Annotated in this window: 16 protein-coding genes and 1 pseudogene; 12 read left to right on the top strand and 5 right to left on the bottom strand. The window is 56.1% G+C overall.

Going from position 1 to position 19,302, the window contains the following annotated elements; all coding sequences use genetic code 11:
- Positions 1-566: 566 nt before the first annotated feature.
- Entirely contained in the window at positions 567-2,030 is a 1,464-nt protein-coding gene (locus K1177_RS07790; protein WP_224702714.1) for a competence protein CoiA family protein, read from the bottom strand.
- A gap of 44 nt (positions 2,031-2,074) precedes the next feature.
- Entirely contained in the window at positions 2,075-3,316 is a 1,242-nt protein-coding gene (locus tag K1177_RS07785) for an AAA family ATPase (RefSeq protein WP_224702713.1), read from the bottom strand.
- A gap of 1,236 nt (positions 3,317-4,552) precedes the next feature.
- Between K1177_RS07785 and K1177_RS07780 the strand changes: the two genes are divergently transcribed.
- The 10 genes and pseudogenes from K1177_RS07780 to K1177_RS07735 all read left to right on the top strand — a co-directional run bounded on the left by K1177_RS07780 (position 4,553) and on the right by K1177_RS07735 (position 14,819).
- Positions 4,553-4,765, top strand: coding sequence for a transposase (locus K1177_RS07780; RefSeq protein ID WP_396119703.1), 213 nt, complete (start codon positions 4,553-4,555; stop codon positions 4,763-4,765).
- 12 nt (positions 4,766-4,777) lie between these two features.
- Entirely contained in the window at positions 4,778-4,945 is a 168-nt protein-coding gene (locus K1177_RS07775) for a hypothetical protein (protein WP_224702712.1), read from the top strand.
- 94 nt (positions 4,946-5,039) lie between these two features.
- Complete coding sequence (tnpB, locus tag K1177_RS07770; RefSeq protein WP_224702711.1) at positions 5,040-5,309, top strand: IS66 family insertion sequence element accessory protein TnpB; 270 nt, start codon at positions 5,040-5,042, stop codon at positions 5,307-5,309.
- Positions 5,310-5,363: 54 nt separating this feature from the next.
- Positions 5,364-6,885, top strand: a pseudogene (tnpC, locus tag K1177_RS07765) (IS66 family transposase).
- A gap of 293 nt (positions 6,886-7,178) precedes the next feature.
- Positions 7,179-10,112, top strand: a complete 2,934-nt coding sequence (locus K1177_RS07760; RefSeq protein WP_224702710.1) for a hypothetical protein — start codon at positions 7,179-7,181, stop codon at positions 10,110-10,112.
- Complete coding sequence (locus K1177_RS07755; protein ID WP_224702709.1) at positions 10,090-10,545, top strand: hypothetical protein; 456 nt, start codon at positions 10,090-10,092, stop codon at positions 10,543-10,545. The genes K1177_RS07760 and K1177_RS07755 overlap by 23 nt, the downstream gene beginning before the upstream one ends.
- The gene (locus K1177_RS07750) at positions 10,545-11,876 is read left to right on the top strand and encodes a response regulator (protein ID WP_224702708.1); all 1,332 of its coding nucleotides are present in this window, start codon (positions 10,545-10,547) and stop codon (positions 11,874-11,876) included. The genes K1177_RS07755 and K1177_RS07750 overlap by 1 nt, the downstream gene beginning before the upstream one ends.
- 315 nt (positions 11,877-12,191) lie before the next feature.
- Entirely contained in the window at positions 12,192-13,088 is an 897-nt protein-coding gene (locus tag K1177_RS07745; RefSeq protein WP_224702707.1) for a hypothetical protein, read from the top strand.
- Between the two features lie 5 nt (positions 13,089-13,093).
- On the top strand, positions 13,094-14,389 hold the full coding sequence (locus K1177_RS18520; protein WP_224702706.1) for a phospholipase D-like domain-containing protein: 1,296 nt from the start codon (positions 13,094-13,096) through the stop codon (positions 14,387-14,389).
- Positions 14,361-14,819: a hypothetical protein gene (locus K1177_RS07735; protein WP_224702705.1), complete on the top strand. Its 459-nt coding sequence runs from the start codon at positions 14,361-14,363 to the stop codon at positions 14,817-14,819. Before K1177_RS18520 ends, K1177_RS07735 begins: the two co-directional genes overlap by 29 nt.
- Before the next feature lie 892 nt (positions 14,820-15,711).
- Here the strand turns inward: K1177_RS07735 and K1177_RS07730 are convergent.
- The gene (locus K1177_RS07730) at positions 15,712-16,557 is read right to left on the bottom strand and encodes a hypothetical protein (protein WP_224702704.1); all 846 of its coding nucleotides are present in this window, start codon (positions 16,555-16,557) and stop codon (positions 15,712-15,714) included.
- A 229-nt stretch (positions 16,558-16,786) separates the two neighbouring features.
- Between K1177_RS07730 and K1177_RS07725 the strand changes: the two genes are divergently transcribed.
- A complete protein-coding gene (locus K1177_RS07725) occupies positions 16,787-16,948 on the top strand; it encodes a hypothetical protein (RefSeq protein WP_224702703.1) in 162 nt (53 codons plus the stop codon).
- Here the strand turns inward: K1177_RS07725 and K1177_RS07720 are convergent.
- Positions 16,945-17,793: a hypothetical protein gene (locus K1177_RS07720; protein ID WP_224702702.1), complete on the bottom strand. Its 849-nt coding sequence runs from the start codon at positions 17,791-17,793 to the stop codon at positions 16,945-16,947. The genes K1177_RS07725 and K1177_RS07720 overlap by 4 nt on opposite strands.
- A gap of 60 nt (positions 17,794-17,853) precedes the next feature.
- Between K1177_RS07720 and K1177_RS07715 the strand changes: the two genes are divergently transcribed.
- Entirely contained in the window at positions 17,854-18,084 is a 231-nt protein-coding gene (locus K1177_RS07715) for a peptidoglycan recognition protein family protein (protein ID WP_224702701.1), read from the top strand.
- Positions 18,085-18,090: 6 nt separating this feature from the next.
- Here the strand turns inward: K1177_RS07715 and K1177_RS07710 are convergent, their stop codons facing one another.
- Entirely contained in the window at positions 18,091-18,975 is an 885-nt protein-coding gene (locus K1177_RS07710; protein WP_224702700.1) for a TIR domain-containing protein, read from the bottom strand.
- Between the last annotated feature and the right edge of the window lie 327 nt (positions 18,976-19,302).

Below are 19,302 nucleotides of genomic sequence, written 5' to 3'. Positions count from 1 at the left end.
CACGCGTCGGCGCCCGAGCTGATAAGCTAATGTCTGCTATCGATAATCCGACAAAAAAGACTGACGGACCGCTTCCGGCCCCAATCGAGACCTTGGATTTCTTGTTTGTGCGCTTCGCCAAGGTCGTCTGCCTCTCCCTTCCTCATAATGTCGCTTGGCTCGATCTGGTCCGCTAATGCTGGACCAGAAAGATGATGTAGCCCCGCTTGCGCTGTCGCGCACATTTTGAGGATGGGGCCCGGAGGCCGACTTGACTCCGGATTTGTCCGCTTGCGCCTGCGGCGCTTGCCCCAGCTTCGATGGAAGCTGGGTAGGGGAGTGTAGGCGGACCTCTCCGGCGTCAACCTCTGGCTCGGATCTTCTTTCTTTTGGTTATTGGCTGCCGGAACGGCATCTTTGAAGGGATCTCCGATCCCTTCCGTCATTGAGAAGGCCGGCCTGCCGGCCGTCTCGGGGCGTTTACCCCGAGCCCACTTCGGGTGAGCGGAGTAAACGACACGATCTGCTTCTGGCTCTCGGATGAGCCAGAAGCAGAACACTTGCTGTGTATGGATTAGGGGAGGAGCCTAGGGCTGGCGCTGATGCGGTGCCATGCCATTGGGCGCCTTGGCCAGGAGCCAGAACGACAGCCAGGGGTGCAGGGCCGAGATCATGTGACGATGGTAGGCGTGGAACGGGTGCAGCTTTCCGGCCGAGGTCTTAAGCCTTACCATCTTAATGCGAAGCTCGGGAGTGAGCACCGCAGCCACAGCTGGCACGGCGTCGGCAACATGCTCGATGAGCGGGATCCAGTGCTTACCGGTACGGGAAGCAACAATAGCCGCAGCACACGCTGCCACCATCTTGCCAGCCACTTCCTTGTCCTCGACGGAGGCATTGTTGAGCCGCTCGACCGCTTGCAGCCAGCGCAATACGCGCGGCAGCTCGTCCTGGATGGACTGCCGCAGATCGCGCGCTCCGACCAGTTTGGCCAGCGCACTCCATTCCGCTGCAACGAGGTTGAGGTCTGCCCCTGACGGAACGGCGCTGGCGATCTTCTCCGTCAGTGCAGGCGCCTTGGCCTGGAGCTTCTCGGCCAGCGCCGCAGCATAAGCACGCTGGCCCTCGGCATGACGCTGCCCCTCCGGCATGAAGATGACATCCGGTGCGACCATGCGGCTGCGCCAGCGATTGTACACCGCAAACGGGTGCTGGATGCAGGGCTCAAGCGATAGCTCGCGCAGATGCAGGACGCTTGTTTCCTCCGAGCGCTCATAGCTTGCCGCATCGACAGCAAGGATGCGGCCGCCAGCGGCCAGGTACAGGTCGCGGAAGTTCTGGTTGTTGAGCAAGCTAAGCTCGTGTGCGCTGGTCACCCAGACCAGGGCGATCCCGGCGGCCCGGTATGCAGCGGTGCGATCTGTGATCGTGATGAGCGGCATGCGGGCAAGCTGCAGCTCTAGGGCAATGGGCTTGCCCTTGTACGTGGTGAAAACATCCGGCTTGCGGTGCCCGTCACCAATATTGATGAAGTGCTTGTCGACGACCGGCTCAGAAAAGTCTGGGTCGCAGCGGATGCTGTCGGCAAGGCAGTGCTTGAGCCGCCAATGCGGCTCACCTTCCTGGTTGCCACCAAACTGCCCAGCACCGGTATCGCGCATGACGTCAGGCGTGCGCCAGTCGCACTCCGCCGGCGTGCCACCATAGTGCTTGAAGTAAGCACCGCGACCGTCTCCAGTTGAGGCCGTGTGGCTGACGGCGAGATAGACCGGGCTGTTGCACTGGGCACAACGGAACAGGACGTTGCCCTCGCCGCGCTCATGGGCAATGGCGCGCCTTACGGCCGTGAGGTCGACTGCGGTCATCCCGTCCAGCAAAGCATCGACGGGCATGATCAACGGCTCAACACCACGCGCATCGAGGACCTTCTTGATGGCGCGACGGGTCTTGCGGTTCCCGACGATAGCGGGCACCGAGCTGCTGCGGGGTGGAACGGCACTGCCTTTTTGGGCGACCGAGGGAAGGTTTGGCGTGTTCTGGAAGCTAGTCATAGGGCAAAGCCTTTCGATTTCTTGATTCTTTGAAGAAATGGGGTTCAGTGGAGACGCGGACGGCGGAGAGTTGCCTCTGCTGCGTCGAGTGCCCTGTTGAGCTTGCGAAGGCTTTTGATCTGGCCCTTGGCGCACGCGCGGGTGAGTTCAGCGATCAGTTCAGGCTCGAGGTGACGGCGACGAACCTCGGCCTGGGCCACCGCGGCCAGGTCCTTGGGCGTCAAAGCCGGGATCTGGACGACCTTGCAGCGGTCCCTGACGGTCGTGGGCACCTTGTCGAGATCGTTCGCGAGCATGATCCAGTTCAAGAACCGCAGGTCGAGGTCGATCTGCAGGAAGTGCTCACGCACCCGTCCTGCAGTCGCAGGCTCCAGGAACGGAAGCAAGGCTTCCGCCGGCTTCTCCCGCGCACCGCGGCTCACGTCGGAGAGCTTGTCGATCTCATCGAAAACCGCGATGGGATTACCGACCCCATGCTGGATCAATCCCTGGACGATCGCGCTGGGCCGGGATGACCTGAAGACCGAGTCCCCACCCACAAGATCCACAGTGGTCATCATCGTTGAACCATCGAGGACGATGAGTGGTAGCCCAGTGGCTTCAGCGACAAGTCGAACAATAGTGGACTTGCCCTGCCCCGGCGGCGAAACGACCAGCAATGGCCGGAAGTGCAAATAGTTGGCACCGCGCATCAAGGCCAAATGAGAGCTGTCACGGAGGGCCTGAAGGAAGGCGCCGAACGCCGGTGCCCGGGCAAAGAGCGCACTGATGACCTCATCAATGGCGTGCTCGGTTGCCGGTCCAATCAGCTTGACCGGTGTATCTGCATCCAGCTTGAGCCGAACCTTCTGCTGGTGGTCAGCCCCATCCCCACCTCCGGCGCTGATGGTGCCTTTGGTCAGCGGGTCGGTGAGCCGCAGATAGGTGACCGGTCCGGTCGGCAGGAACACCGTCCGGGGCTTGCCCATCTGGACGGTGCTGATCGCACGATCCTGGCGTTCGACATCTTCAAGAGTGAGGCCATCGGGGTGAAACCACCGCCATGGGTTTATGGACTTGTCGTCGCCCTGGTCGGCGAGAGCAGAGGGATGCAGGTCTTCCTGCTCGTAATCAGTGAGCGTGTTGGCAAGGTCGAGCGGGTCGAAGTCCTCGTCGCCGTGAGGACGCGGCTTGAACATGGAGACGGGCTTCGGAGCGGCGTCGGCACCAGAAGCGTCATCGCGCTCTTTGCTGCCCGCAGGCAGCATTTTTTGGTTTTTTGCAATTTTCGTCATGTTGACCATCATCAGTACGAGCCAAACCGTGGCGTCCAAGACGCGGAGAGTAGGGCTCGTAAGGAAACTGGATCCGCAGCATCGCTGCCTCAGGCGGTGGGCCGGAGATCAGTCAGCGATGATGTGCGGAGAATGGAGCGGCTAAGCGCGGGCCGATACCGGCCAGGCGCGGTGCATCGCACAAGCGCCAGACCATCCAGTCGATCCATGGTCGCAATGATGGGGAAGAGAAGGGTTGCTGCGAATCTTGTCGCAGCCGTACATACGGTCAGCCATGTGGCTTCTCCTGTTCACGCAGGTTGATGGTCACTTGGTCAGGCCGTCAAAGTGGGTCCAATCACTTTGGCGGCCGCCTTCTGGTGGCCATGGGTCCATGTGGACTCGGCATTCAGCGTGACAGCCTTGCCCAGAATGTCACGCTCTCTTGTTGGTAATGGTTAATGTCGAGCTGCGCTGACTTAATCGGCGGTGGCTCCTTGTGCTACGTGTCGCGCTGCAATAAGTGTTACGTTGGTTGCGCAAATCCAGCTAACCCGCTGATCTGCAAAACCTGTCCGGAGGCGCAAGATTCCCTCTATCGGGATCGAGCCGTTGCTGGCGCGGGTGGCCGAAGTAGGGGCGGGGGCTACTGTAGGCGGCGATGCGCCTAACTGCACGCGCCAGTTTAGCTCAGCGGCGAGCTTAGCGCCTGTGCAGACGAGAGAAGTCAGGGTTGGGGGCGCCGCAGCCTGGCCCTCGAAGCATGTTAGATAATCCACATTGCTCCTCAGCCTACGATGCCGCGCCACGCTGACCAGTCAGGGAAGCGGTTGCAAGTTCTGAGGGGACCTTGAGCTTTATTATGCCCCCAATGCACTCTGCCGGGACTGACCAGTCCGCCTCCCATCTGGGACATTCACGGGTGCCCTCGCAGCGGCAAAAAAAACTGGCCCGCAAGCGATCTTGCTGCATATGGCGTAGAGTAGAAAGATCTTGCTTACGCTAGTTGCCGACAGGCCGAGCCCAATCCATATCCGGTTGCTGTAGGGCCTAAATAAGCACTTTAAGTAGGATTTCGCACCGCGGGGCGCGAATGGGGGGCTGACTGTTGTTCAATCCGAGTCGGCGTGCCATCGTCTCACTTCGCACATTGCACGGATTTGTTGATTATTCGGGAGCTGCGCTGTAGTCGGTGTTCTGCGCCCACCTTCCGTCCGCTTTGCAGCCATGAGATTCCGCACGGGTTGATGACAGTGCGGGAGCTTCTCCATGGACGCTCTAATGGAGCTTCTCACAAGCGGCGTCAGGCGGCGACATAATCGGCAACAGCCTGACTATGAGAAGGCGCGGATTGTTGCCGAGACGCTGCGACCTGGGACCACGGTGGGCGAAGTCGCGCGGCGGTATGGTCTAAAGGCGAACCATGTCTCGGCGTGGCGGACGATGGCCCGAAACGGGAAGTTGGTGCTAGCGGCGCCATAGGATCCGGTGGAGTTGGCAACGCTGATGGTCGCTCCGATGATTGAGCAGGTGACGGCAGCGGAGCGGGTGGCGGCGGTCGGGCCGGAGATTGTGCTGGGATCGGTGGTGATCCGGCTGAAGCCAGGCGCCTCCGCGCAACGGATTGCTTTAGACTTTCGTGCACTCACGGCGACCACATGATCTTCACCTCGAACCGGCTGCGGATCATGGTAGCCACCAAGCCGGTTGACCTCCGGAAAGGCCACGACAGCCTGGCTGCGCTGGTCAAGAACGTTTGCACGAGGATCCGTTCACCGGCACGATCTTTGTGTTCCGCGCCAGGAAGAGCGATCGGCTGAAGTTGCTCTACTGGGATGGCACGGGTCTGGTCCTGGCCTACAAGCGCCTTGAAGAGCACAGCTTCAGTTGGCCTGCGGTGGAGGACGGCTTGATGACGTTGAGCCACGCACAGTTCGAGGCGCTGTTCTCTAGGCTCGACTGGCGGCGGGGGGCGGTCGGTGGAAGCGCGGGCCCCAGAAGCGGTCGAATAGCTGCGGCGGGATGACTCAAGGCTTGTTTTTTGCGGTATCGGCAGCGCCTGACTTGGTAGAATCTGGTCATGCTCGATGCCGCCGAACTTCCTGACGATATTGCTGCCCCAAAGGCGATGCTCGTCACCGCAGAGGTGCGTGATCGGCGCAAGGATGAACGGATTGCCCAACTGGAAAAGCTGGTCGCCGCGTTCGGGCGTCGACCAGAAAAGAGCGATGCGGACCAGTTCGAGCTGGCGCTGGAGGATCTGGAAACGGCCATCGCGGCGGTCCAGGCCGAAGAAGATGCTTAGGACCGTGCCGCCAAGCGACCGGCCAAACCGCGCAGCGCCAATCGTGGGTCGCTCCCCAAGCACCTGCCGCGGATCGAAGAGATCATTGAGCCCGAAAGCCTGGTCTGTGGCTGTGTCGGCGGCCTGCACCACATTGACGAGGAGGTCTCCGAGCGGCTCGATGTGATCCGGCCCAGTTCCGGGTGATCGTGACCCGTCGCTCCAAATATGCTTGCCGATCCTGCACGGACTGCGTGGTGCAGGCTCCGGCACCCGGGCGGTTGATCCCGGGCGGGATGCCAACCGAGGCCATGGTCGCCCATGTACAAGTCAGCAAGTACGCCGATCACCCGCCGTTGTATCGCCAGGCGCAGATTTTTACCCGTCAGGGTGTTGATCAGGACCGCTCAGCCCGTGCCGATTGGGTTGGTCGGGCCGCCTTCGATTTGCGTCGGCCTACGATGCCCTGATGGCTGACTTCAAACGGTCATCGAAACTGTTCATGGATGAAACCTGCGCCCCGGTGCTCGATCCCGGTGCCCGCAAGACCAAGACCGGACACTTCTAGGCTCTGGCCCGCGATGATCGGCCCTGGAGTGGCACCGCACCACCCGGTGTTGCCTTCACATCTGCTCCCGGCCGAGGTGGACTTCATGCCGAACGGATATTGTAGGGCTTTAGCGGCATCCTGCAGGTGGATGGCTATGCCGACTATAACCGGCCGCTTGCGCTCGGCCGTGTCGGAGCGGATATACAGCTCGCCTATTGCTGGGTCCATGCCCGTCGCAAACTGATTGAGATCACCCGCGCAGGCACTGCCCCGGCTGCAGAAGAGGGTGTGCGGCTCATCGGCGAGCTCTATGCCATCGAAGCCGAGATCCGAGGCCTCGGCCCGAATGCCCGCCTTGCCACTCGCCAGCAGCGATTAGCACCGGCGGCCGGAAGAATAAAACAATGGCTTGAACTTAATCGCGCCCGCGTCTCCGCGAAAGCGCAGCTCGGGGAGGCCTTGAGTTACATCGCCAAATACTGGCCGGTGTTAGTGCTGTTCCCCACCGATGGCGGCATCGAGCTCGACAACAATGCCGTCGAGCGGACTATCCGGCCAATCGCGCTGAACCGAAATAATGCACTTTTCGCCGGCCATGATGCAGGGGTCGAAAACTAGGCCGTCATCGCCTCGTTGATCGAGACCAGCAAGCTCAACGCCGTCAATCCCTATGCCTGGCTGGCCGCGACCCTCCAAGCCATCGTCGCCTACCACAAGCAGAGTCGCATCAATGAACTGCTTTCGTGGAACTATGCCACCGACATGTGATCGGCACGACACTTACGCCGCGCTTCCAAACTTGCGAAATCAACTTCCTAAATTACTCTTCGACCCAAGACGTTACGGTTCGTCGATGACGTCGACCATCGCATAGCGACATATTGCCCAGCCGTTTTCTATATCAACCTGTTGCATATCCAAAGTTTAGGCGACGCCATCAGCATTCGAAAGATAGTGGCTTCTTGGCTGCGTCAGCGTGACAAGGCAGGGACTGCGAGATTGAGGAAAGCGCCAACACTTCATCTAGTTCATCGACGGCTTTGGATTTCTTGACGCAAGTAATGTCTCAGAGTGAGTATCGTATTGTCCAAGTTCCAATTTGGATTTATGTGTCTTCGGGTAATGGCTATCGTTATTCTCCTGTCTTCGGCCCAATGGATGAGCGCGCCAACCTCACAAGGGACCGGCTGGTGGCAGCCCTTGACCAAACCCAATTTGTGAAGCAATTTTCCTTGATGGGGAAGCCGGTGACAGACAGCATTATTGTTAGAGGTTTCGAACTTCGAGGGATCTACTTGCGTGAGCTTGCAAGTGTCGCAACACCTCACGAGCGCTCGAAGGGGAATAGAATCGTTTCAAGCGATGGAGTGCTAGACGATCTAGCGTATTCTGTACTCCAAGACTTCAATTTTTCTTCCATATTGTCAGAGAGAGACTTTTTGATTGGGCTGCCAGTCAGCGACTTTAGGTCGGCTCTTATTGCTTACTGCCTGGGCGGCGCGTATCTCGATTCACCCCTCCCGCAACCAATTACAGACGCTTCACCTGCGGCACGGTCGATAATTTGGGAGACTTTGTCCCCTACCAATCCTTCCGTCTCTGAGTTGCGGAATAAGCTTACAGAAAGCGTGGCATCTGTAATGCAGCTCCATTTGGGAACAACGGAAGACGTCTTCAAGCTACTCAACACACTGGGCATACCGACTGTCGGCGCCGGAATTGATGGCATGAGAAGGTCTCTGTTGTCGGCGAGAAAGCATATCGTTCGCGTGATGGGGCCTGATTTACCTACTCTCCTGTGCATCTTGTGTGACGCACAGGCGGACCTAGAACACTTCGACATCCCGACTTACGTTGCTCTATCGGAAGTTTGGGGTGTCGCGACCTTGGTGGCGAAGTTGTTGTGGCTGAGGAGGTGGTCTCGGATCCGCAACTACGACGACGTTGCCGAAAGGTTCACGACCGAATTATTCGCAAAACGGGGAAACCAAGATCCGTTTCTGGGACACTTGTTGTCTGGCGAGGGTATCGTCAAATCTGATGACATGGAATCGCTCGACCGGATCATCTTGAAGATAAGAGAAATCGCCTATAGTATCGATAGGAATGATTTTTCTAGGACCGTTGAGCAGATTGTTGAGCTGTATAACACTGACCCGTACAGCTGCTGGTTTCTTGACTGGACATCGTTAACTATAGCAATTCGAAGAGAACCCAGAATTGTTAGTCCAGAGATGGCGCTCGTCAATTTGCTTTGTGGACATCCAAATGTTGGGCGAAGACACCGCTCCGTTCGAATTCGGAAAGGAGATGGCGCTTACGAGAGTTCAATGCTCTCGCTTGTAGATTCATTTCCAAATCCAAAGATTTTTTCGCTAGCTAAAAGTGCTGAAGGATTGTCCGGTTTTGCACGCTCGATGTACCTTTCGTCTTTGCTCAAACCGTCTACAATTGCAGTCTTGGCAGTAGCCCTGAACCATCAACCTGAATGGATACAGCCGCTGCTGCAATCAGCGGAACTCCGGGATGACGCTAAGCTTAGCGCGTTGCGATCCGACCTTGCAACCGAACTAGCCCAGTTGGGGATGTTGGAGGACGAGGAGGCCAATTATATCCTTCGTGAAGAAGAGGCTACGCTAGGCGTGCTTTTCTTGCGTGGGCACAAGATGCTGGGTACCCTCCGTATCAGTTGGGAAGATACTGGCAAACAAATAGCCTCTTACTTTGGCGATAGGTTACAGTTCGCAAAACGCTTGGTTGACCTCAACGCAAACGAAGAAGACCAGATCGTCCCAAGAATGTCAGCGCTGCTGGCTTCTCAGATCGTCTCCTTTGTAATGTTGGACGGTCCCGACAATGTTAAGACTGCGATCAGTGATGGCCTGAAACACAACCAACTCTTAAATCACTTCATCTCCGCATTTCAGGATGCGGTTACGGAGTCCCGTCGTTCAGGCAGGGCTCAGGGGTACACCCCAACGCGGCTGCGCCCCCTCACAGCGGATGGCCAGCCGACGGAGGTCGGGGCTCTGCTAAACCGCTTGCACGACGAGCTGACAAGTGCAATCAAGGCCTACAATACTCGGCACTTGGCCGTTGACCCTGAAAGTACAGTCTTCGTTCGTTCGTCGACGGTAGTTACCCGTCTTCTTAATGCGGACCTTGCGCAACCGCAGAATGTCTTGAACGCTAACGAAACGATATACAAAGCCGTTAAGTTAATTAAATCCGAGGTGGATTATTTTCTCAGCAAGGCAAGAGAAGAACTTGCACGTACAGTGCAAGAGTATCTTATACGGATAACGGCCATCATTCCTTCGGAAGACTGGGAAGGTTGGGGCCATGATGAACTGGGTCATACTAGATTCACGGAAGCTCTAAGCATGCAGCTCGCTACGGCTGTTGGAGAAGCGGCTCGATGGATAGCTATCGCCGACCCAGACGAGCGAATTGAGCATTTCAAGTTTTCGAATCTAGTAAAGCTCGTTGCCTTGAGCCATAGGCCCGAACGCCCCAACCTAATAAGCTCTACAACGTCCAGAATCATTCCGGGCGAAGGGGTGGTCGTGACAAGCTCGGAGTACGAAGTTTCTGGCAAATTCTACGCATTTCTCGATTCTGTGTGTAAGAATTTGATCTCGAACGGCTTTAAGCATTCAAACATGGGCAAGGCCACTAAAATTCAGATTGAACTGCAGGTTGGCCGTAACGAATTGCGGGTCATTTGTCAGAACACTATAAGCACTGCAACAGCCGCAAAGATCAGGAACGAGCTGCCTGAACTGGTCCGTTCAGCAAATCAGGCTAGCCCAAAAAAGGCCGCTGAGGACACCGGGTCTGGACTTCAGAAAATTATCGCGCGCGGCCTGCAGTCGCTAGGCTCAAAGCCCCAAATTCGTTTGCGATTGCTTTCTAACCCCCGAAGACTTGAAGTCGGAGTGATACTCAAGCACAAGGGAGGAAGCGCGATTTATGAAGCGAGTTCTCATAGTTGAGGATAACATTCAGAAGGCGAACGCCATAACTTTTGCCCTAAAGGCTGCCTTCGGGGAGTTGGCGTATATTCTTCTAGTTAACACTGTGTCCGTCGCCATGGTGGTCCTCACGGCTGAACGATGGGATGGGGTGGTCCTGGATCTGTCTTTTCAGCGGGCCAGCGGTATGAAGGAAGGAATAGACCGGCCACAACTTGCTGGCGTGAAGGTACTGCAACAACTGGACGAAATGCGCATTGGCGTTCCCGTATTGATTGCGACCCAACATTCTTCATTTGTTGACACTGAGTTCGGTGACTTTCATAGCGTCCACGAGGTGGCAACTACTCTTGAGGAAATTTTCACCGACAACCTTCGGGGCGTCGTTGAGGTGGACCTGTCTAGCACCGAGTGGCAGCCAGTCTTAACTGATTTGGCCAGCAGGTTTTTTTGATGCGGAACGACTTTCGCGTTTTGATAATTGACGATTCCGAGGCCAAAAGGCGTCGAGTGATGGAGAGGTTGGCAGAGACAACCGCTCCGTTTAACTTGGCTTTTGTGGAAGCAGGAAACTACGAAGAGGCCTGCGCTAGGCTTTCAGAGCAGGTGTTTGATTTTGTAGTTTTGGACATCATGCTCCCGGCCGGCAACGGGGAGCCACATCCACGCTGGTCGAGGATCCTCATCGAGAAAATTGCATCAGGAACCTTAAGTACGCCCGTCAATATATTCGGCCTTACCGAATATGAGGATATGGCAGAGCAAGAAAAGTTGTTCTTTGAGGAAAATCTGTTCGGACTATCGGTATTCAATTGGAATGAAGATGGTTGGGCAAACTTCATTGGCGCAAAAATTAGGTTCATCGCGACCGCAATTCATACTAGCCTGTCCTTTCAGATGTCGAATTTTGACTTCGATTTTCTGGTTTTAACTGCTAGGCACGATAGTGAGTATTTGCCAATACGAAATGTCTTGTTCGGTGAAACCAAGTCGTCGCGACACCCGGTTTGGAGGGAGGCTTCCCACTTCGGTGCAATTCATACCCAATCCGGCCGGTCCTTTAAGACTGCGCTTGTTTGTGTAGGTGAAATGGGGCTGGCTGGGACAGCAGCTATCGCCGCTCAAGCGATCCAGTTTTTGCGTCCGAGAGTTGTGGCGATGTTAGGCATGTGCGCCGGTTTCGAGGGAAAAGGATGCAATCTTTTGGATTGCATCGTCGCCACCGAGGCTGCCTGCTGGCAGGACGGGAAACATAGCCGCGATGATGGAAAGTCTGTTTTTGATGACAGGGGAAAAAACCGAAACTGTTCGCCTGGCAGCCGTGCCGTCATCGACGAGATGATCGAGAGGTACGACGATAGTTTTGCCGAGCTAATGTCGTCCAAGGCAAAGCTACCGCGGTTTAGGTCCCTCAAGAAGGCGCTAGGTAGTGATGTTGGCGACGTACCTCGCGTTAGATCTGGCCTTGTCTTATCAGGCTCATCAATTGTAGCCGACGAGGATCTCCGCAGATCGATCGAGGCTCGGCACGCCACAGCAGTGGGCTTGGAGATGGAAATCTACGCGCTCTATACGGCTGCCTATAGGTCCATGGGTAGACCGCCCCAGTATTTCGCTATCAAGGGCATAGCTGATTTTGCAGATGGCAGTAAGAAAGACAAAGCTCAAACGTTTGCGAGTGAGCTGTCGGCTTCGGTGTTTTTAAGAATTGTTGAGATGAGGGGCGAGGACCTCATATCGGAGGACGGCGCTAGACGCGCCATGCCGGGGCTTGTCGGAAGATAGACCTTGTCAGTGAGGGCAGGCAAAAATAAGTCCAGCCGTCGGTCAAGCTAACACTTACACGCCGTCGGGGCGGTCCAAACTTCGGCGGCATTTCATCAACCCAAGGACTCTCCTCAAAATCGGAGGGAACTTGGGGCTCAGGTCAAAGAACACCGATCAGCGCATTGAGGCCAACCTGACGCGGCTGCTTGAGCGGGCAGGGAAGTGAGGCTCGTCTGGAAGTAACCAGACAGAGGCTGATTGCATTTGTCAAGGTGCGGGTGGTATGGCAACTTCAATCCTTATGAGAGTGGCTAATCTCTATGGGGTGGCGTGGTGATCGGGGCCAGATACATCAAGCAGGTCATTGCCTTCTTTTGTATTCTCGGAAGCGTCTCTCCCCCGGCTTCCTCGGCCGATACCATCAAATTCCTGTCTTGGAACGTGTCGAACTACGTTCCGGCATCTGGATACTCCTATCGTGGAGCAATTGGTACCAGGCGACTTGAAGCCGACCTCCTTGCGATAAGGCAGATTTTGGCTGACGGGTACGACGCGCTGCTGCTTCAAGAGGCGGTAAACGATCTAGCCGTTCGATCGACGGTGGGTCCTCTATACTCGGTGCTGTCCACCGAGGAGTATCGCGAAATAGTCAGTGCTCCGCCTCAACTAGAAAGACTGGTGCAACCTTTCGTTGCGATTGCGGAGAATGCAACACTTCAGGTTGCCGAAACCGAAAGCTGGCGTCTGGACGGGGCCGTGGATGGAAATTATCTCACCCGGGATATACTTTACGTCCAACTAGCCTGGGGGCAGCAAAAGATCGGGCTGGTCCACGCTCATATGAAAAGCGGTTGCAATGACACCCTCGCTAGCGTCCAGTTGGACTGCCGGTTGATGAACTCACAGTTCGAAGCGATCGGAGCTGGCGTGGAGCAGAAGATTGGTTTGGTAGATGCGTTGCTGGTGATCGGCGATTTCAATAGAGAGTTGCTTAACCCACGTCTCAAGCAATGGCGCGACGACAAAGTGCCGTGGGCGAGGGAGTTCATCGCCATACCACCATGCTGGCTGAGGCCGTCGCCGCAGCCGATCGACTTTGTCATTGTGGCAAAATTGGCCGCAGGGTTGCGGCTAGCGACCGTTCCTATCGAAACGAGCGATCTGGAACTACTTCTGCCGAACCGGATCAGTGATCACTGCCCTGTAGCCTTCGAACTGGCAGGTGGGTAGCAACTGTGTTTCTCCAAGCACTCACCGCGCTGCTGATCGTGATATCCGGCCAACTGAGCCCCCCAGTGGAAAACGTCGCTTTCTTTGGCAATCTTCCAAAATGCAATGCCGTGTCCAGCGGCCGTGAGCCGAACGTCATCCCCGACACCGACCGCCAGCTTCCCACTTTCGAGCTCTATTGCGATGCTGAAGATCAAGAACGTCAGGGCGATAGCTACCTCATTTCGCTGCTCAGAATAAATCAGGGCCACTTTGATCAGGTCGATGGATTGTTCTGGGCAGTCGCTGATCGGACTTTTTCTCGGGTGCTATGCAGCGCCTTGTCTCCAAGCGCCGTCCACGTCAGGCTTTTCGTAGGGGGAAGCGATAGCGCGCTACGTCCCTTATTGAACTGCAGCCTAGCCTCGGCTCATAAGAGCGTAAGATCTGTCCCATTATTTGACGGGCTTTCCTCTTTCCACCCGAAGTTTCTTGCAGCCGTCGCCGATAACGAAAGCTGGACATATGTCTCCAGCGGCAACCCCACTACTCGGTCAGCCACGGTGGTCGATTTCAACGTGTTATTTAGAGGCTCGGCGACAAGCCAGCTCTATTTATGGCACAGATGCGTGGTCCAAATCTTCGAGCGCTTCATGGCGTTTCCGCAGGATGAGCCTCTGAAAGGCTTGTACCAGCAATGCCGTTTACCGTCCTACAGTACCCGAGATGCCTCTGTCGTCCCCTACCTGATGCCATTCGATCAGGACGCGTACCTCGCGCAGTTGGCCTTCTGGGCCGGTCGCTCCGATGAAATAGACATTTCATCTCAATCCTACAATTCCGACCGGATCCTGGAGATCATTCGGCTTGCGGCAGATAATGGCGCCAAAGTCAGATATCTGCGGGATGACGATATACTGTTGTCCACCGATCCAACTGTTGCAGGGTTGGCAAATAGCTATGACGAGCACATTCTATGGGACCGCCAGTTGTGCGGCCTTGGTGTGTCCCGACGATACCTGCTCACTAAACCAGGCAGCAGCTTTCTCCACTCCAAATTCTTCATATTCCGGGGGTCTTTTGGAATACGGGTCCTTTTCGGCTCTGGAAATCTTACCTATTCAGCAATTACCGACAATTTGGAGAACAACTATTTCTCTTCTGACGAGGAAGTCGCTCTTGGATTTGCTGGATTCTTTGATAAGTTATGGCAGGTATCTGTCGACTATGATCATTGGCGGTCAATAGCCGAGATGCTTGGGTCCTATCGTGGCAAGAAATGGGTGGACGGTAATGACTGTGCTAAACGATCTTCGCGATGAAACAAGGGCGGCCTTTGAGCGCTTTTTGGAAAGTTCAAAGAGCGCCGAGCTTCCTATCGAGCGACTCAACTGCTATCTGGTACATGCGATTGCTACTCACAAAACATTCCTGAAGTTCGCGCCATTCGAAGCTGAACTAAGTCAGACAAAGGGTGCCTGGGAGCTTGTCAAGAGTGGAGAGGATCGTGTCCAAAGCATCGTCCCCAAGCTTTTGGAGTGCATCGCTATCGAGATAAAACCAACCGCAGGTATTCGCAGTGATGGAAATAATCCGTGGGATGCCACTAAGGAATTTTTCAAAGAATGTCTCGATAATCTTTTGGAGAACTGGGATCAGCCCGGCGAATTGATCGACAATTTTCGCGAAGACTTGCACGAGTGGTGGGATGACGTCGGCGATTGGTTGGACGAAAATATTCGCAACTTCTAGCCTCGTAGCGGGCTCGCTAGCGTGGCATTTCAAAGCCTCGAGTACCGCACCGTCCAGCAGCCTTTGAATTCGCAGATCATTGGTCACTAACTGCGTGCCGCTAACGTCAATTCGGCTGTCGATCGCGGCGCCGACCTAAACAGATTAATGGACGTGTCACACCAAGTCGACCTATAGGCGCCAAAGCCGATCACTCTCAAGGTGTGGACGAAAAGACCCGTTGATAGTCGTCGATAGCATCGGGATCGCTTCGTTTCAGTCGGTCCAGCAAGTCGCGTGCGTCTGCATTGTGAACGGCAAGATTATGGTTCATTGCGGACATGCCCTCAATAACGAGCGCAAGCAACCAAAAGAAACCCGTGTGTGCCTTCGCAACCTCGGTCACTTCCACTGTCAGATCACCAATTGACTTCGGGTGCGTGAGCCGATTTCGGACAGCAATCGCAGGTTTCAGGCGTTCGCAACCTGGATGCGAGCAGTCGACTTCGAAGTTAGCACTTTGAGCAGCGACCCTTGTTGCAGGTCCTACCATCGTGGTTAGCGGCAGAAATCAGGTCTGCTCGACCACGTCTCCGCGCTCGCCTACCACATAGCTCTTTTCCTGGAGCGCTATCTCGTCTAGTGCGGAAAGCAGTCCGATGTCCTTGGCTGCATCGCGGACATGCTCCCGAAACGCTCAAACAACTCCTTTAGCGGAGGCTAAAATTGCTCGAATGGTCTCGCGACGGTGCGTTGGGCTATCTTAATCTTCCGCACGCTGGGGCGCGTACGCGACATCATCCACCAATAGAGCGTGTACGAAGCCGATTTTGAGATCGCTCAATGCCGCCGTGCCCTGTGTTGGCGGCACTAAAACCCCCGTGGATGTGGTGTTCCCACGGATGTGCCAAGCTCAGGTGGTAGTGGGTTCCAAAGGGTTCCTCTCGCCGGGCCTATAGCGACCATAGAGCGCCTCCACATCACCATGCATGCGTTCAAATTCCACTTTTGAAGTCAGGCGCCGGCGCCATGTTGGAATCGCGGTGATCGGCGCCGAAATACCGATCAACACCATCAGCACGGCCCCCAAGGCGGCAAGGACATAAACTAAGCCGCTAATGACGCTGACTTCCCAAAAATAGTCCCACCTGTTTGAGAGAGTGTCCAAATCGACTTTCACAACGTCGATCTCGGCCCCGCCAAGCGTTACCTTCGCCAATTCGGGTACACGGTAGGACCGGTCACCAAGGAGAATAAAGTCTAGACTGCTGTGCGGGGCGATGTTCAGCTTATCGAGTTGCTCTTGGCCGACAATTTTCCACTCGCTGTCATAGACCACAGTCGCTCCGCTCCCCAAATAGGATAAGGCCTCCTTCGATGGCATCAGGGCGACGTCTTTCAGAGTGCGGTCGGTGTTGTTCACCAGTCGCATATGAGCAATTTCAGGAGGTACATCCGACAGAAGCTTTTCATCATCGCGAAGCATATCCCTCAAAATCTTCAGGACAACGGCGGCTTCGCCATCGAGTTTAGCTACGAGTCCGTCCAACTGGGTCGCTGCCACACTAAGCGTGGCCCTGGCGTCTGAGAGTAGATGAGGTTCAGGGTTGTCTAGCTTCACGACGTAAGCAGATATCTGCGTTCGAGAATACTGATCCTGCAGAACGGCAAATATAAAAGTGCCTAGGGCAAATAAAGCGGCAGGGATTACCACGGTCAAAACGGCAATGACAACGCTTGTAGCGTGCTCCCGGAGCATCAAGTCCTCCTCATTCGCGAACACTCCCATCGATTGACCAAAATAGAGATTCGAACAAGACAGTGTAACGCTGGGTGGCACATGGATAACACATGGAGAGCAAAACCCCCAGATTTGCTGGGCATGACGTCAGATTGAGAATCCTCGTGTCAATGGTTCGATTCCGTACGGCCTTCGCACCAGCTAGAATGGTGCCAAGCCGCCAGAGGCGGCGCGCGGGATCGTCATCATGGCTAGCGCTACTTCGGGCATTAAGGTGGGCGTGAATGTGGCCTACGAAACCGATGGCATCCACCCCGACGATCCCGGTCACGCCGCCCTCATGCCTCTGGCCAAGAACGCTATTTCGGCCCTGCAAACCGTGCAGTCGGGCAGCCTGATCGTCAGTTAGATTTCCTGTCGGTCTGAGGCAGGCATCTTGGCCACAAGATCGCCTGCCAGCATTAACACGGCAAACGCAACCTCTTTCACATCACGAGGCGGAATCGACACTGTTTGCCCGAGGTTGAAAGTCTGCGTTCTGGTGATGGTGCGCAGCATCACCTGCGTTTCCTTCTGGGTAGGGGCATCGAAATGCATTGCCGTTTCATTGCCCTCGGCATCGAGGTGGTAAAGCTCGACGGTCGGAAGGCTCAAGGTGAGCTGTCCGTTTTGGTCAACGTCGCGCTCTCCCACCACACCACCCCGGTGCTCGAGACAGTTTCGCACCGTCTGGAATGAATGTAGTTCCGGCGTCCATGTGAGAGGAGCAGATAGTCCATCCTGCACCCGTTTGAGAAGCTGGGGATAGTTGAGCGCTTGGGCGCTGGGCCGAATTGCTTCCATGCGGGCAACGACCCTCTCCAGGACTTCATCAGGACTGCCGCCCGCCAACGTTTCTGGCGGCGTCTTCAACAGCTCCATATGCGCGCATGCGGTCTCTAGCGTCTCACGGATGGCCCGCGCCAGGTCGGAGAAGCACATTGCAACCAGGCGCCGCTGATACGCTTCGCGTTGCTCGGCAGCGCTGCGGCCCCGCGTTTTCAAGCTGAAGTGCATGTGTTGGTCTGGATTGGTGGGGATGTTCTCAACGTCTGCGCCAGCAATGACCGTAAAGGCCAAACTAAATATGTCGGACACCTCGCTTGCCGTTTGGTAGGCCACCCGCCCAACTGCGTTTCTATCCAAGGTTACGGTGACCTTCTCCGTCGCCTGACCCACCATGCCGCCCCCTTTCTGCCAGCCGTTGCTGGCCAAGAACCTCACCACTATAGGAGACCACCAAAAGCCCCTTCGAAGGTCACGACGCTGCTTGTCATGCATGTCAACGCCACCCTCGCCTCGCGCGATATCGGCGCTGCAGAGGTGCGCGCGATGCAAAAGTCACAAGGGTGGAGCGATGTCGGCTACAATGCCCTCAGCGTCAGCATCAGTATATCTGAATTGACCTATCACGCGACCCAGCAAGAAAAGCGCACCAACACGCTGGTTGAGATGACTGGCCCTATCGTTCCGCTCACTCCCGTGAACAAAGGTGCTCCGGCCTGACGCACGCTAACTGCGGATCGCTGCCTCAAAATCAATGGCAATTCCAGCGGCCGACATTTCGCGGGCCAGCTCGTTTTTCCAGCCCAGCTGGTGGCTAATGTAAACGACACCCTGATAGTCTGACGGTCGTTCGACACTAGGGCCGAGAAGAACAACCACGCGCTCCACTGGAAGCTGAGACAGGAAGAAACCAAGCTCAAAGATCACGTTTTGCCTCGCTCGCGGCGATAGGCTAGCCGAGTCCCGACCGCCCACGTCATCGCCGGTCATGAGGACAACGGCAAAGTCGGCGGTTGCGGCAGTCTCGATGAACTTCGTTATGATCGTCCGCCCTGCGTTGACCTGCTCGTGCAGAATGACCGGCAGTGTGCCGACGCGCGTAAGGTAGAGCGCCAGCTCGTTTTTGGCCGCGTCATTTGTCCCGTGAACGATGAATACGCGAGCGCGCTCAACCGGCCTTGGCGGTTCGGGTGCCGCGACGACTCGGCGGAAACCATTGGCGGTCGCCCATTGAACTAGATCGGCGTCCTTAACGGCCCAATGAGTACGGTTGTCTTCCCAATCGTGGTCGAAACCAAGCTCTCGACGGTGTTCGAAGACGGTCGCCGTGGGGATTGGGTCAAAGCTCTCGTCAACCCTGAAACGAAAATGGACGTCCCCGCTGTCAATCAGCAGGTCAGTTAGCCAAGCAATTCTGGCGGGGTTTTCAGCGCCTTTTTCGAACCCTAGCAAAACAGGAAGTGCTCGAAGAGCTTCGAAGGCGGCCATGTCTTTCGCAGCGTACTCCCGCTGCTGCCAGACGCCCGTGTACTCTAGTACGCGGGCTAGCTCCATCTGAGAGCCGCCCGGATTCCAAGGCTCGTCATTGCCCCGCATAATCAGATTGTACACAGCCTGGGCCTCCACCCTAGAGCGCAACATTGCTCATGACTTTCGGTTAGATGATGTCGAGCGCGAACGGAAGGGGTACCTTCAATAGTTGGTCGCGCGCCACTCTAGCGATCCGCCGATCCGGTACCTCACCCTCTCGCGCCAGCGGGTTCGTTCGTCCACCCCAATTCAGTTCCCTGTCCTGGCAATGGGGACCGGCTAATTTCAGGGCTTCGCCAAAGCTCGATGAATGTCTGAAATGGGGCGCGTTGCGGTCTGGCGGCTGTTGGCCCGCCCAAACTCCGGTATTTCTTAGTTTGCATGTCGCCCATATCGTCTGCCCCTCCC

Source organism: Devosia aquimaris (genome assembly GCF_020169335.1).
Taxonomy (GTDB): domain Bacteria; phylum Pseudomonadota; class Alphaproteobacteria; order Rhizobiales; family Devosiaceae; genus Devosia; species Devosia aquimaris.
This window is presented reverse-complemented; position numbering and strand designations above follow the sequence as displayed.

What these genes read in the sequence shown, in the direction of transcription:
- K1177_RS07790 (WP_224702714.1), bottom strand. Translation starts at nt 2,030, where the DNA reads ATGACTAGCTTCCAGAACACGCCAAACCTTCCCTCGGTCGCCCAAAAA.
- K1177_RS07785 (WP_224702713.1), bottom strand. Translation starts at nt 3,316, where the DNA reads ATGATGGTCAACATGACGAAAATTGCAAAAAACCAAAAAATGCTGCCT.
- K1177_RS07780 (WP_396119703.1), top strand. Translation starts at nt 4,553, where the DNA reads ATGGACGCTCTAATGGAGCTTCTCACAAGCGGCGTCAGGCGGCGACAT.
- K1177_RS07760 (WP_224702710.1), top strand. Translation starts at nt 7,179, where the DNA reads ATGTCTCAGAGTGAGTATCGTATTGTCCAAGTTCCAATTTGGATTTAT.
- K1177_RS07755 (WP_224702709.1), top strand. Translation starts at nt 10,090, where the DNA reads ATGAAGCGAGTTCTCATAGTTGAGGATAACATTCAGAAGGCGAACGCC.
- K1177_RS07750 (WP_224702708.1), top strand. Translation starts at nt 10,545, where the DNA reads ATGCGGAACGACTTTCGCGTTTTGATAATTGACGATTCCGAGGCCAAA.
- K1177_RS07735 (WP_224702705.1), top strand. Translation starts at nt 14,361, where the DNA reads ATGACTGTGCTAAACGATCTTCGCGATGAAACAAGGGCGGCCTTTGAG.
- K1177_RS07730 (WP_224702704.1), bottom strand. Translation starts at nt 16,557, where the DNA reads ATGCTCCGGGAGCACGCTACAAGCGTTGTCATTGCCGTTTTGACCGTG.
- K1177_RS07725 (WP_224702703.1), top strand. Translation starts at nt 16,787, where the DNA reads ATGGCTAGCGCTACTTCGGGCATTAAGGTGGGCGTGAATGTGGCCTAC.
- K1177_RS07715 (WP_224702701.1), top strand. Translation starts at nt 17,854, where the DNA reads ATGCATGTCAACGCCACCCTCGCCTCGCGCGATATCGGCGCTGCAGAG.